The sequence below is a fragment of the Dietzia psychralcaliphila genome (assembly GCF_003096095.1).
Classification (GTDB): Bacteria; Actinomycetota; Actinomycetes; order Mycobacteriales; family Mycobacteriaceae; genus Dietzia; species Dietzia psychralcaliphila.
Map to the genome: position 1 here is coordinate 3,185,553 of NZ_CP015453.1, position 13,755 is coordinate 3,199,307.

Consider the following 13,755-nt stretch of genomic DNA (forward strand, 5'->3'; position numbering starts at 1 on the left):
GGATCGGCGATACGCTCGCACGCGTGAACCACCGCCCGGATCTGGATCTGACCCTCCGTCTCTCGGCGTCCGCCGCCGACTCCCGCCGAGGGATCGTTCGCGCGCACCCCGAGGTGATCCTGGCGCTGGGGATGCGCGAGTGGGATGCGATCGAGATCGTGGGCGCCCGCACCACCGCGGCCGTGGTCGCCAAGACCGGATCCCGGGCCCCCAGCGGAATCCTGGTGGTGGACGAGGTCATCGCCGCCAACTGCGGCCTGGGCGAGGACGCGCGGGTGACCGTCCGGGCCGCCCGGGTCACGGGTGCCCAGTCCGTGGAGGTCCAGGGTCTTCCCCCCGCCGGCCGGGGCGTGGCCGAGCGGGTGCTGCGCTCGGCGCTGCTGGGCAAGGTGGTGCGCGTGGGTGACTCGGTCACGCTGCTGCCCCGCGACCTGGGCCCCGACTTCCCCACCGCCGACACCTCCCGCACCCTGCGCAACACCATGGGCGTGCAGTGGAGCACCGAACTGCTCACCGTCACCGCGACCGTGCCCGACGGGGTCGTCTCGGTCCAGCCCACCACCGCGGTGGTCGCCACGGGCGCCTCGCTCCCCGGTTCGGGGGCGACGACGACGGGTCCCGCCGCCCCCGCCGCGAGAGCCGCCGCGGGCTCCGGCGCCGGCGCGGGCACGGGTGTCGGCGCGGGCACGGGCACGGGTGTCGGCGCGGGCTACAACGCCGGCATGGGCACCGGCGTCGGTGCCACCTCAGGCGGCGGGGAGCAGTCCTCTGCGGGCGCGGCGATCACCGCGGTCAGCCGCGACGACCTGGTGGGCGTTGTCGACCAGGCCGAGGTGTTGGAGCAGTGGCTCTCCCTGGCTCTGGACCGGGCCGAGCTCCTTCGCACCCTGGGCGCCTCCCCGCACCTCGGTGTGCTGGTGGCGGGTCCGCCCGGGGTCGGCAAGGCCACGCTGGTGCGGTCGGTCGCCGGTGACCGACGACTCGAGGTGCTCGACGGACCGTCCGTGGGGTCTCTGGACCCGGCGGGCCGACTCGAGGCCGTCCGGGCCGCCGCCGAGCGCGCCCGCGTGAACGGCGGGATCCTGCTCGTCACCGACGTGGACGCCCTACTGCCCGCGCAGACCGAGCCTGTGTCCACGCTGGTGCTGGACCGGTTGCGTTCCGTCGTCGCGAATCCGGGTTCGGTGCTGGTGGCCACGTGTGTGCGCCCCGAGGACGCCGACGCCCGGTTGCGGGATCCCGACGTCTGCGACCGCGTCCTGGACCTGCCCCTGCCCGGCTCGGCCGACCGTGCCGCCCTGCTCGAGGTGCTCCTGCGGGACGTGCCCACCGGGGAGCTGGACCTGTCCGCCGTCGCCGACCGGACACCCGGATACGTGGCGGGAGACCTACGGGCGCTGACCCGCGAGGCCGCGCTGCGCGCTGCCGGCCGCGCCGCCGGCAACAGCAACGGCAACGGAGCGGGCAGCGGCGGGGGCGGGGTCGGAGTCGGCGAGGGCCGCGAGGGCAGCGGCAGCGGCAGCGGCAGCGGCGAGGAAGGTGGCGGCGAGAGCCACGGTCGCGCCGATAGCGGGCCCGAAGCCGTCACGGTCCGCCTGGAGCAGGACGACCTCATGGGCGCGATCGCCGTGATCCGGCCACTGTCACGCTCGGGAACCGAGGAGCTGAGCCTGGGATCGATCACCCTCGACGACGTCGGCGACATGGAGGAGGTGCGCCAGGCCCTCACCGAGACGGTGTTGTGGCCGCTCCAGCACCGCGAGTCGTTCGAGCGCCTGGGGGTGCAGCCCCCGCGCGGGGTCCTGCTCTACGGCCCACCCGGCTGCGGGAAGACCTTCGTGGTCCGGGCGCTGGCGGCGAGCGGACGGCTGACGGTCCACATGGTCAAGGGCGCCGAGCTCATGGACAAGTGGGTCGGCTCGTCCGAGAAGGCGGTGCGGGACCTGTTCCGCAAGGCGCGGGACTCGGCACCGTCGCTGGTGTTCCTCGACGAGATCGACGCCCTCGCCCCACGTCGCGGCCAGTCCGGGGACTCCGGGGTCGGCGACCGCGTGGTGGCGGCGCTGCTCACCGAGCTCGACGGCGCCGAACCACTGGGCGACGTGGTGATCCTCGGCGCGACCAACCGCCCCGAGCTCATCGACCCGGCGCTGCTGCGGCCGGGGCGGCTCGAGAAGCTGGTCTTCGTCCCGCCGCCGGACGCCGCGGCGCGGGCGGACATCCTGCGCGCCGCCGGTCGGAACGTCCCGCTCGCGGAGGGCGTCGACCTGGTCGACCTCGCCGGGGACCTGGACGGGTACTCCGCAGCGGACTGCGCCGCACTGCTTCGGGAGTCGGCCCTCACCGCCATGCGTCGCGACATCGACGCCGCCGAGGTCACCGCGGACGATGTGGCCCGCGCCCGACGGGTGGTCCCGCCCTCGCTCGACCCCGGCCAGGTCGAGAGCCTGCGGCTGTACGCCGAGCGACGCGAGAACTAGACGCAGGGGGGCACTCGGGGCGGAAGGATCTATGCGCGCTGAGCGACTGGCGTGCGGAGCGACGGGCCGGGAGTCCGGTCACGTCGGGTTGCCGTGGTAAGTCACCGCCGTCTACAGTTCTCCGTCATGCGGAAGATTCTCGTAGTAACCGGACGTAACGGGGCCTGAAGACCGGCACCCCCGTTGCGTGGTTGCACGAACTCCGTCGGTCCCCACACCGACGTCAGAGGCGAGAACACCATGCACACCACCACACCGAGCTCCACCAGAGGCTCCACTGAAGGCTCCGCTGAAGCCACCACCCGGTCCACCACCCGGTCCACCACCCGTTCCACCACCGGGTCGATCCCCTGCCCCTTCGGCGACCGGTTCGGTCGTCGGTTGCCGCGCGGTTTCGCCGACGAGGCCGCGGGGATGGACTGGCGCACCCTGATCGACACCTACGCGCCGTCGACCGACCACTTCCACCTGGCCGACCTCTCGCGCCGACCGCTGGGCCGCGGGATCACCGCCTACGAGGCGATCCTGGCCACCCGGGACCCCTCCGCCCCGGGCGAGTTCACCGCGCACCGCCTGACCACCGAGTCCTGCGGCGACCTCACCGCCATGTCCGAGATGCTGGGCCGGATCGGGGCCCGCGTGGAGATCGAGCGATTCCACCAGTACGAGGGCCACGCGTTCGGCCAGACCGAGTCCTGGTGCACGATCCTGCGGGCCACCTGCGGCCGCCGCGCGACGTGGGCGCTGGGCTTCGGCGGGTCCCCCGCGGAGGCCTCGATCGCCGCTCTACTGAGCGCGGCGACCCTGCTCCACCTGCGCTGAGAGAGTTCACGTCGGCCGCTTTCTGTAAAGTGATCGACGAACCCCGATCCTGGTCGACCACCGGCATCCCGCCCCTTCCGGCGGGGGTGTCCGTGCGTCGTCGTCCGGGCTACACGTCGTCCGGTCCACACAATGAGAGGAGCCGCCGGTGATCGCGATCCTCTCGGCCCACGCCGTGGCCGCCCTGATCGCGATCCCGCTGGTGCTGCGGTTCGGCCGCCGCGCGTTCCTGGCCCTCGCCCTGGTGCCGGCAGCGGGCGCGGTGTGGGTGGCCGCCAACCTGGGTCACGTCCCCACCGAGTCCATCCAGTGGGCGCCCGGCATCCACCTCGCGCTCGACCTCCGGATGAACGCGCTGTCGGCACTACTGGCACTCATCGCGCTCGGCGTGGGCGCACTGGTCCTGGTGTACTGCACCTGGTACTTCAAGGACGACGAGCCCCGCCTGCACCTGTTCGCCGCCGAGCTCGTGGCCTTTGCCGGCGTCATGTTCGGCCTGGTCGTGGCCGACAACATGATCCTCCTCTACATCTTCTGGGAGATCACCTCCGTCCTGAGCTTCCTGCTCGTCGGTCACTACGCCGCGCGGGCCTCGGCTCGTCGCGCGGCCACCCAGGCCCTGCTCGTGACCACCCTCGGTGGTCTGGCGATGCTCGTCGGGATGATCATCCTCGGCCAGGCCGCGGGCTCCTACCTGATCAGCGACGTGGTGGCGGCGCCGCCGTCGGGGCCGCTCATCCACTGGGCCCTGGTGCTGGTGATCATCGGCGCGGGCAGCAAGTCCGCCATCGCCCCACTGCACTTCTGGCTCCCGGGCGCCATGACGGCCCCGACGCCGGTGAGCGCGTACCTGCACTCCGCGGCCATGGTCAAAGCCGGGGTCTTCCTCGTCGCTGCCATGACCCCGGGGCTGTCGGGCTCGTCCACCTGGCAGCTCCCGCTCATCGTGCTGGGCCTGGTCTCGCTCCTCATGGCCGGGTGGCGCGCACTGCGCGAGACGGACCTCAAGCTCGTGCTCGCGTTCGGCACCGTGAGCCAGCTGGGTTTCCTCCTCGTCCTGGTGGGCATCGGCTCGCGCGACACGATGCTCGCGGGGCTCACGATGCTGCTCGCGCACTCCCTGTTCAAGTCGGCGTTGTTCATGTCCGTCGGCGTGATCGACAAGACCACCGGCACCCGGGAGATCCGGGATCTGTCGGGGTTGGGGCGCCGGCGGCCCGCCCTCGCGGTCGTCTTCACCCTCGCCGCCGCCTCGATGGCCGGGCTGCCGCCCTTCCTCGGGTTCGTGGGCAAGGAGGCGGCGTTCGCCACCGTCCTGTCCGAGGAGCGACTGCACGGGATGCCGTCGCTGGTCGTCACCGCGGGTCTCGTGGCGGGGTCCGTCCTCACCTTCTCCTACACCGCGCGCCTGGTCATGGGCGCGTTCCGGTCCAAGCGGTCTTTCCCCGACGGCATCAGCCCCGCCGTCGCCCGATCCCGGCCGGCGGGGCCGCTGTTCCTCTCCGTCCCCGCGGTCCTGGCGGTCTCCGGCCTGGCACTGGGGCTGTGGAGCGCACCCGTCGAGGACATCGTCGCCCGGTACGTCGACGTGGCGTTCCCACCCGGCAGCCCGTGGCGCGACCCCGAGGCCTACCACCTGGGGCTGTGGCACGGGATCGGCGTCCCCCTCGCGCTCACGCTGGTGGTCTACGTGCTGGGCACCCTGCTCTACGTGGCGCAGCGGACCGTCGAGAGGATGCAGTTCGAATCGCCGGCGCTCGGTAACGCCGACCGCATCTACGACGCGGTCCTGAAGTTCTTCGACGTCCTCTCGCTGCGCCTGACCGCGAGTATCCAGCGGGGATCGCTGCCGCTCACCCTCGGGATCATCCTGGTGACGCTCGTGGTGTTCCCGTTCGTCTCGCTCCTGGCCGGCACGCGCGAGGGCCTGCGGATGGAGCTGTCCGCCAACCCGGTCGTGCTGATCGTCACGATTCCCATGGCCCTGGCCGCCGTGGCCGCCACGGTGCTGCGCAACCGCCTCGCCGCGGTGATCTGCATGTCCGTCACCGGATACGGCCTCGCCGTGATCTTCGCGTTCCACGGAGCCCCGGACCTCGCACTCACCCAGGCACTGGTCGAGACGCTCCTAATGGTCGCGTTCGTCCTGGTCCTGCGCACGATGCCCGCCGAGGTCCCGCTCTCCAACGGGTTCCGCCGGCTCCGGGCCTGGCTCGGGATCGGCGTCGGGCTACTCGTGGTGGTGACCGGCGCGTACGCGATCAACGCTCGTCAGCACCCCGCCGTGTCCCTGGTCTTCCCCGACATCGCCTACCGGATCGGCAACGGCGCCAACGCCGTCAACGTCACCCTGGTCGACATCCGCGCGTGGGACACCCTCGGTGAGATCACCGTCCTGCTGGTCGCGGCCACCGGTGTGGCGAGCCTGGTGTTCCGCAACCGGCGCTACGGATCCGGACCGCGCCTGGCCGACGTGGACAAGACCCGCTCCGGTCGGCGCGGCGTCGAGGCGGCCCGGATCGTCATCGACGCACCGGGGGCCACTCCGGGCCGGTGGCTGGTCGGCGCCACCGTCCGCGACCCGCGCGCGCGATCGCTGGTCCTCGAGGTCACCACCCGGCTCGTCTTCCCCACCATGATGATCCTCAGCCTGTTCTTCTTCTTCGCCGGCCACAACAACCCCGGCGGCGGGTTCGCCGGCGGCCTGGTCGCCGGCCTGGCCCTGGTGCTGCGCTACCTCGCCGGCGGACGCTACGAGCTCGGCGAGGCCATCCCGATCGACGCGGGCCGCATACTCGGCCTCGGCCTGCTCCTGGCCGCCGGCACGGCCACCGCCTCCATGTTCTTCGGCGCCCCCGCCCTGTCGAGCGCCACGTTCGAGGCCACGCTCCCCGTGTTCGGCGACGTCAAGTTCGTCACGGCACTCCTCTTCGACGCCGGCGTCTACCTCATCGTCGTGGGTCTGGTCCTGGACATCCTGCGCAGCCTGGGCGCCCGTCTCGATCTGGACGCCGAGGATCTCGAGGAACTCCGCGCGATCTACGTGGACGCCACCGCGCTGCCGTCCACGGCCGCTCTGCGCAGCGTCCCCGGCGTGGACGCCGACGGCGCGCGGTCCGACCTGGCCGCCCACCGCGCCGCCCGCCGAATGGCCGCCGAGAACCAGGGCACCACCTCCGGGGGGAAGCCATGACCGCGGACTTCGGACTGCTGATGCTCGCCGGGCTCCTCTGCGCCACCGGCGTATACCTGCTGCTGGAGCGGGCGATCATCAAGATCCTGTTGGGGATCATGATCTTCTCCAACGGCATCAACCTGCTCCTCCTGGCCGCGGGAGGTCCGCCCGGCAGCCCACCCATCATGGGTCGCGGCCGGAGCCCGGACGCCGCCGACTCGGACCCGCTGTCCCACGGGATGATCCTCACCGCGATCGTCATCACCGCCGGCGTCGGAGCGTTCATCCTGGCGCTGGCCTACCGCTCCTACCAGTTCACCACCGTGGACGAGGTCGCCGACGACGCCGAGGACACCAAGATCGCCAAGCGCTCGCCCGCCGACGCCTGGTCCGCACCCGACCGGGATCTGTCCGACGACCACACCACCGGTCAGCCCACCGAGTTGGGAGACCACGTCGACTACGACGACGAGGACCTGGAGGAGGCCGAGGCGGAAGCCGAAGCGGAGGCCCGCGCGAGGGCCGTGGCCAAGGCACGCTCCCGCCGACAGGACAAGAACCCCGACGACGACAAGGAGGGTGGCCGGTGATCTCCCCCGAACTGTTCGGCTTCCTCATCCCGTCCGTCGTCCTGATCCCCCTGCTCGCCGCAGCCCTCTGCCTGGTGGTCTCCCGCCGGCCCCGGGTGCAGAACATCATCACGATCGTCACCCTCACCGGGGTGCTCGTCATCGCGGGCGTCCTGCTGGTGCTCACCGACCAACACGGCGTACACACCGTGCAGGTGGGCGGCTGGGACGCGCCCGTGGGCATCACCCTGGTGGCGGACCGGCTCAGCGCGCTCATGCTCTGCGTGTCGGCCATCGTGTTGTTGACCGTGATCATCTACGCCGTGGGCCAGGGCGTCCGAGACGGTGACGGCGACCAACCCACCTCGATCTTCCTGCCCACCTACCTGGCGCTCGCGGCGGGACTCAACGCCGCGTTCATCGCCGGGGACCTGTTCAACCTGTTCGTCGGGTTCGAGATGCTGCTGGCGGCGTCCTACGTCCTGCTCACGCTCGGCGCCAGCCAGGAACGGGTCCGCGCGGGTGTCTCCTACACCGTCGTCTCGATGGTGTCCTCGATGGTGTTCCTGCTGGGCATCGCGCTGACCTACTCGGCCGCGGGCACGCTCAACCTGGCGCAACTGTCCGTGCGGATGGCCGAGGTCCCCGAGGGGCTGCGGAACACGATCTTCGCCGTCTTCCTGGTGGCGTTCGGCATCAAAGCCGCCGTCTTCCCCCTCTCGACCTGGCTCCCCGACTCCTACCCCACCGCACCCGCACCCGTCACCGCGGTGTTCGCGGGCCTGCTGACCAAGGTCGGCGTCTACGCGATCATCCGCTTCCACACTTTGGTGTTCCCCGGCGGCTCCATGGACGGCGTCCTGCTGGTGGCGGGGCTGCTCACGATGGTGATCGGCATCCTCGGCGCGATCGCGCAATCGGACATCAAACGAATACTGTCCTTCACGCTGGTCAGCCACATCGGGTACATGATCTTCGGCATCGCCTTGTCGACCGGGTACGGACTGAGCGCGGCGATCTACTACGTCGGCCACCACATCATCGTGCAGACCACCCTGTTCCTGGTGGTCGGTCTGATCGAGCGGCAGGCCGGGTCGTCCTCCCTGCGCCGCCTGGGGTCGCTCGCCGTGGCCAGTCCCGTCCTCGCCGTCGTCTTCCTCATCCCGGCCCTCAACCTCGGCGGAATCCCGCCGTTCTCCGGCTTCATAGGGAAGCTGGCGGTGGTCCAGGCCGGAGCCGAGGTCGGTGGCCCACTCATGTGGGTCCTCATCGCCGGAGCCATGGTCACCAGCCTGCTGACGCTCTACGTCGTGGTCCGCGTGTGGTCCAAGGCGTTCTGGCGGCCCCGCGCCGACGCCCCCGAGGGCGCCGTTGCCCTGGCCAAACCGCTGGCCCTGCTGCCCTCGGACGAGTACGTGGAGTTCGACGAGCGTGAGGAGGTGGGCAGGATGCCGTTGAGCATGCTCGCGCCCACCATGGCCCTCATCGTGGTCTCCTTGTTGATGACCGTGTTCGCCGGCCCGCTACTCGGGGTCACCGACCGGGCTGCCGAGAGCCTGATGGAGCGGCACGACTACCTGGACACCGTCCCGGTGGACTCCACGCCCGAACGCTACGTCGACTCCGTGACGGGGGTGCGCTGACATGGCCCGCAAGGTCAGGGACCGTGTCGATCCACGGGTCATCGGTTCGCGCGTCTTCATGCTGCTGTGGCTGACGATCGCCTGGGTCATGCTGTGGGGGCCGATCGAGGTCGGCACGATCGTTGCCGGGGTGCTCGTGTCGATCGTGGTGATGGTCCTGCTCCCGCTGCCCCGCGTCCCCGTCGAGGGCCTGGTCCGACCGGTGTCCACCGCGTGGCTGGTGATCGTGGTGGCCTACTATCTCGTCCGCTCGTCGATCGCCGTGGCGTGGTTGTCCGTCCGGCCCCAGGCGCCGCCCCGTTCCGCCGTGCTCAGGGCCCCGATGCGGCTGAAGTCGGACTTCACCCTCGCGCTGGCCGTCAACACCCTGAACCTCATGCCCGGCGGCATCGTCGTGCGCGTCGACCCGGTGGCCCGGTACGTGTACATCCACGTCCTGGACGCCGGGAGCCCCGAGGCGGTCGAGAGGTTCCGACGCCAGACCGCTCACGTGGAGCACCTGTACGTCCGGGCGTTCGAGCGACCCGAGGACTGGAAGCCCAGCCCCGAGCACTACTCCGCCCCGGCCGAGGAGTACAGGAGTCGCGTCCCCGACCGCGTCAAAGACCGCGCACCAGAACCCGTGCACGACAGCGAGGAGCACCGATGAGCCTGTCACTGCTGATGTGGAGCGCCGCCGTCGTGGCGCTGACGCTCGCGCTGTTCACCACCATGATCCGCCTGATCGGCGGACCCAACACCCTCGACCGGCTGATCTCCCTCGACATGTTGGCGGCCATCGCGCAGTGCGGTGTCGGTGTCTACATCGCGTGGTCCAAGGACACCACCGCCGCGGCCGCCCTCGTGGCGTTGGCCCTGGTCGCCTTCCTCGGATCGGTGTCCGTGGCCCGGTTCCGGGTCAGCGACTCCACCGGAGTGCACAAGGAGGCCCTCACATGACCGACGACCTCAGGGAGATCATCTCGGCGCTGTTCGTCCTCGCCGGGGCGTTGCTGACCCTGGCCAGTGCCATCGGCCTGGTGCGCTTCCGCGACACCCTCAGCCGGATGCACCCCGCCGCCAAGCCGCAGGTGCTGGGCCTGGTGCTCGTACTGTTCGGGGCCAGCGTCCGGATCTTCCCCCACATCGACCTGGGAATGCTCCTGCTGGCCGGGATCGTGGCGGTGTGCACCGCGCCCGTGATCGCCAATCGTGTGGGCAATCTGGCCTACCACGAGAGCGTCGAGGACGGCACCATCACCCACGAGGCGCCGGTGCTCGAGAAATTCCAGGCCAGCGAGGCCAACCGGAAGAACGAACCCTGACGGCACCCCGGTCCCGCAGGACCCGGCATCCGCTCCCGCGCCACCGACGACTCGAGCCCCACTCCCCTCGCGGGGTGTGGGGCTCGTTCGGTGGTGCTCGTTCGGTGGTGCTCGTTCGGTGGTGCGGCGCTCGCCGGTTGAGGACTGGCCCTGGCGCGGCGCCGGCTACCGGGGAAGGCGTCGGCTACAGGGAGTTCAGTGCGCCGGGTCGACCGGAGATCAGGGGGCGGGCTGCGCGGGCGGGGCGGCGGGATCGGCCTGGCCCTCGACGGGCTGCTCCTCCACCGGGACCTCCACCACGACGACTTCCTCGCCGTCGACCGCGGCCTCGTCCTCGGCATCCTCGACCGCGGCCTCTTCAGCATCCGCCTCTGCCTCGGACCCGGGCTCCTCCGTGTAGGTGGGCAGGGTGTACGGGGCGTCGGGATCGGCCGGCTGCTCGTTGGGCGGGGTGCACGCGCTCACGGCGAACGCGAGTGCGAGTGCGGGAACCGCGACCATGAGGCGGCGGGCGGTCTGACGCGGGGCCATGAGGGCTCCTTCGATCTCGGAAAGCTGCAGGTCGCAATGAGCACGCGTCCCGCTGGGCGGAGTGCGTGGGCTCATCATATCCTCAGGCGTCAGCGGTCGAGGTCCTGGGTGACGATCACGATCACGCCGGGGGCCCCCACCTCCAGGTCGGCCGGCCGGGGCAGGGCGGGGATGCCCAACTGGGCCGCGACGGCCTGCGCGGCCTGCTGCTCACCGGCGCCTGTACCGAAGTAGACGGTCGACTCGGACACCACCGGCCGGTTCGAGGGCAGGTTGGCCACCTCGCCGACGGCGAAGCCGGACTCGCGGAGGGCTTCCCCGGTCCTGCCGGCGAGTCCTGAGACGTTGCTGTTGTTGAACACCTGCACGGGCACCGAGGTCACGGCCGACGCGGCGCCGGGTTGACCGGCGGGCGGCTGCTCTGCGGGTTGCGCGGGCTGCGCTGGCTGTCCGGGCGCCGCCTGCTCCTGGGGCACACCCTGCGGGTCCTGGCCGGCGGGGGCGTCCCCGGGTTGGCCGGGTTCGGCGGCCTGGCCCGGCTGCTCGGACTGCTCGACCTGCGACGTCTCCTCGTCGGTGGCGGTCGGCGTCTCGTCGTCGCCCCCGAAGAGCTGGACGAGCCCGATGCCGATCGCCAGGACCACAGCGGCGAGGAGCACCATCGCGATGGCCCGGTAGGGCGGACCGGTCGGCTCATCCGGGTCGGGACCGGCGCCGGGTTCGCCACCGGGCGCGCCCGGGCCGTAGGGATCGTACTGCGAGGTTTCGGGCTGGGAGCTCACGCCGGTGAGTGTAGGTCAGTCGAGTCGCATTCCCAGGTTGCGCGCCGCGCGTGCCTTCTGACGGCTGCTCCGCATGCGACGCAGGCGCTTGACGAGCAGCGGGTCCGCGGCCAGCGCTTCGGGGCGATCGATGAGGTCGTTGAGGATCTGGAAGTAGCGCGTGCCGGACATCTCGAACTTCTGCCGGATCGCCTCTTCCTTGGAGCCGGCGAACTTCCACCACTGGCGCTCGAACTCGAGCATGGCCTGGTCACGGTCGGAGAGGACCGGGTCGGCGGCGTGCAGTTCGGACGCACCCTGTTTCCCGACCTCGACCTGCAGCTCGCGTGCCGCAGTAGCTGATCGACCCATGCGCGCGCCTCCTGTGATGTCGGTGCCGGTCTGTCGGTGCTGGTCTGTAGGTGCCGGTCTTTCGGTGCGGGAGTGAGGATCACACCGTTGTGATTCCCCCGTAGTGAACCACACGGATCCGACACACTGCCAGGTGCGCACTAGGATCGTCTGCCATGGCCGTCCTGCCCATCGTCATCCTCGGCGATCCCGCCCTCCACGCCCCCACCGAGCCCGTCACCGGGTCCCCGGAGGAGATCCGCGACCTCGTCCGCGACCTCTACGAGACGATGGACGCCGCCAACGGCGTGGGGCTGGCCGCCAATCAGGTGGGCGTGCGCAAGCGGGTGTTCGTCTACGACTGCCCCGACCTGGACACCGAGGACGGCGAGGGCGTCTCCCGCGAGGATGTCGAGGCCCGCGGCGGCTGGATCACCCGGCGCGGCTGCGTGGTCAACCCGGTGTTGGAGACCTCCGAGATCCCGGAGACCATGCCGGACCCCGAGGAGGACCTCGAGGGGTGCCTGTCCGTCCCGGGCGTGAACTTCCCGCGTGGTCGCGCGTGGTGGGCCCGGGTCACCGGTACCGACGAGAACGGCGAGCCCGTCTCGGTGGAGGGCTACGGCCTGTTCGCGCGGTGCCTACAGCACGAGGTGGGCCACCTCGACGGCTTCCTCTACACCGACCACCTGATCGGCCGGAACCGCAAGGCCGCCAAGAAGCACATCCGCGACGCCGGCTGGGGCGTGCCCGGGCTGAGCTGGGACCCCACCACCGATCCGGATCCGTTCGCCGACGAGGAGGACGAGGACGAGGACGGATGGGACGGGCCGGACGGCCACGGCGACAACCGCGACGACCACAACCACGACGACGAGGCCATCCCCTTCCATGGCTGAGCAGGACCGGGGCCTGGCGGACCGGTCCCGGTGGAACGCCGGCCGACGCGTGGAGGTGGGCGAGCGCGTGGTGGTGCGTCGTCACCTGGAGGCCGGGCAGAGCTCGCACCTCTATACCGACGTCATCGGGCACGTGATCGCGCTGGATCCCGAGCTGGTGGTGCGCCGTGAGTCCGGCGAGGAGGTGCGGATCCCCGACCCCGACATCGCCGTACTCAAGGTGTTGCCGCCCCGGCCGGTGCGGGCCCGCGACATCCGGGCGCACGAGTACGCGGGAGCCCTGGCGTGGCCGGGGACCGAGTTCGAACTGGTCGACGGCTGGTTCTGCCGCGCTGGGGACGACTGGTCCTACCGCGGGAACTCGGCGGTCCCGGTGTTGCCGTGGGCCAGCTGCGGGGAGCTCGACGGGGTCCGCGACTGGTACGCCGCCCGCGGCCTGCCGTTGCGCCTGGTGGCCGTGGACCGGTTGGTCGACGCCGACCGGATGATGCTCGACGGTGTGCCTGTGGATCACTCCCGGGTGAGGGCCGACCGGGAGTTGCTGCTGTGCACCGCCGACAGCCGCGAGTTGCTGGCCCGGGTGGACGCCACGGTCCCCGCCGACGCCCGCCCGGAGGTGGTGCTGGCCGACTCCCCCGACGACGACTGGCTCGCGCTGTACCACGCCACCGCCGGTCTGGACCCCGAGCGCGTGCGGCCCGCGATGCTGGCGACAGCGGGGCTGGGCGGCACGGCACCAGACAGTGTCGGACCCGGCGGCGTGGGACCAGACAGCACGGCACCAGATGGCACGGCACCAGACAGTGTGGGAACAGACAGTGTGGGAACAGAAAGCGTGCGACCTGTCGGTGGCGAGCCGGGGCCCGGCGGGCACGTGGTGTTCGCACGGGTCGAGCACGGGGGCGACCTGGCCGCGATCGCCCGGGGCGCCGTCACCGCCGGGCCCGACGGGGAGCCCCGGATCGCGGTCTCGTGCGTGCAGACCGCCGACGCCCACCGTCGCCGCGGGCTCGCCGAGGTGGTCACGGGCGCGCTCGTCGACTGGGGGCGTTCGCTGGGCGCCGAGGAGTGCCACCTCCACGTGTTCGCGGACAACTCGGCCGGCCGCGGCCTGTGGGCCAAACTCGGGTTGGCCCCGCACCATTCGATGCGTCACCTCGTCGTCGTCGAAGGTTCTACTCCGCGGTCCGCGCGATCCGACCCGGGGTAATAGACTGCTC

Annotated in this window: 13 protein-coding genes; 10 read left to right on the plus strand and 3 right to left on the minus strand. The window is 71.3% G+C overall.

What is annotated here, in order from left to right; genetic code table 11:
• The first annotated feature begins 23 nt into the window (after positions 1-23).
• From A6048_RS14745 to A6048_RS14780, 8 genes are all read left to right on the plus strand, one after another.
• Positions 24-2,480, plus strand: a complete 2,457-nt coding sequence (locus tag A6048_RS14745) for an AAA family ATPase (protein WP_107745562.1) — start codon at positions 24-26, stop codon at positions 2,478-2,480.
• A 240-nt stretch (positions 2,481-2,720) separates the two neighbouring features.
• Positions 2,721-3,302: a hypothetical protein gene (locus tag A6048_RS14750; protein ID WP_235027442.1), complete on the plus strand. Its 582-nt coding sequence runs from the start codon at positions 2,721-2,723 to the stop codon at positions 3,300-3,302.
• Between the two features lie 148 nt (positions 3,303-3,450).
• A complete protein-coding gene (locus A6048_RS14755; protein ID WP_107745560.1) occupies positions 3,451-6,495 on the plus strand; it encodes a Na+/H+ antiporter subunit A in 3,045 nt (1,014 codons plus the stop codon).
• A complete protein-coding gene (locus tag A6048_RS14760; protein ID WP_107745558.1) occupies positions 6,492-7,067 on the plus strand; it encodes a Na(+)/H(+) antiporter subunit C in 576 nt (191 codons plus the stop codon). The genes A6048_RS14755 and A6048_RS14760 overlap by 4 nt, the downstream gene beginning before the upstream one ends.
• The gene (locus A6048_RS14765) at positions 7,064-8,689 is read left to right on the plus strand and encodes a Na+/H+ antiporter subunit D (protein WP_107745556.1); all 1,626 of its coding nucleotides are present in this window, start codon (positions 7,064-7,066) and stop codon (positions 8,687-8,689) included. Before A6048_RS14760 ends, A6048_RS14765 begins: the two co-directional genes overlap by 4 nt.
• A gap of 1 nt (position 8,690) precedes the next feature.
• Entirely contained in the window at positions 8,691-9,338 is a 648-nt protein-coding gene (locus A6048_RS14770) for a Na+/H+ antiporter subunit E (protein WP_107745554.1), read from the plus strand.
• Positions 9,335-9,628, plus strand: a complete 294-nt coding sequence (locus tag A6048_RS14775; protein ID WP_107745552.1) for a monovalent cation/H+ antiporter complex subunit F — start codon at positions 9,335-9,337, stop codon at positions 9,626-9,628. Before A6048_RS14770 ends, A6048_RS14775 begins: the two co-directional genes overlap by 4 nt.
• On the plus strand, positions 9,625-9,993 hold the full coding sequence (locus tag A6048_RS14780; protein WP_107745550.1) for a cation:proton antiporter: 369 nt from the start codon (positions 9,625-9,627) through the stop codon (positions 9,991-9,993). The genes A6048_RS14775 and A6048_RS14780 overlap by 4 nt, the downstream gene beginning before the upstream one ends.
• Before the next feature lie 219 nt (positions 9,994-10,212).
• Here the strand turns inward: A6048_RS14780 and A6048_RS14785 are convergent, their stop codons facing one another.
• From A6048_RS14785 to A6048_RS14795, 3 genes are all read right to left on the minus strand, one after another.
• Positions 10,213-10,524 (minus strand): hypothetical protein, encoded by a 312-nt coding sequence (locus A6048_RS14785; protein ID WP_107745548.1) that lies wholly within the window; start codon positions 10,522-10,524, stop codon positions 10,213-10,215.
• 89 nt (positions 10,525-10,613) lie between these two features.
• A complete protein-coding gene (locus A6048_RS14790) occupies positions 10,614-11,306 on the minus strand; it encodes a LytR C-terminal domain-containing protein (protein WP_107745546.1) in 693 nt (230 codons plus the stop codon).
• Between the two features lie 15 nt (positions 11,307-11,321).
• Positions 11,322-11,657 carry a nucleoid-associated protein NapA gene (locus A6048_RS14795; RefSeq protein WP_235027443.1) on the minus strand — a complete coding sequence of 112 codons (336 nt, stop codon included), beginning with the start codon at positions 11,655-11,657 and terminating at the stop codon, positions 11,322-11,324.
• A 155-nt stretch (positions 11,658-11,812) separates the two neighbouring features.
• Here A6048_RS14795 and A6048_RS14800 point away from each other — a divergent pair, with 155 nt between their 5' ends.
• Positions 11,813-12,535, plus strand: coding sequence for a peptide deformylase (locus A6048_RS14800; RefSeq protein WP_235027444.1), 723 nt, complete (start codon positions 11,813-11,815; stop codon positions 12,533-12,535).
• On the plus strand, positions 12,528-13,745 hold the full coding sequence (locus tag A6048_RS14805; protein ID WP_107745544.1) for a GNAT family N-acetyltransferase: 1,218 nt from the start codon (positions 12,528-12,530) through the stop codon (positions 13,743-13,745). Before A6048_RS14800 ends, A6048_RS14805 begins: the two co-directional genes overlap by 8 nt.
• The last annotated feature ends 10 nt before the right edge of the window (positions 13,746-13,755 follow it).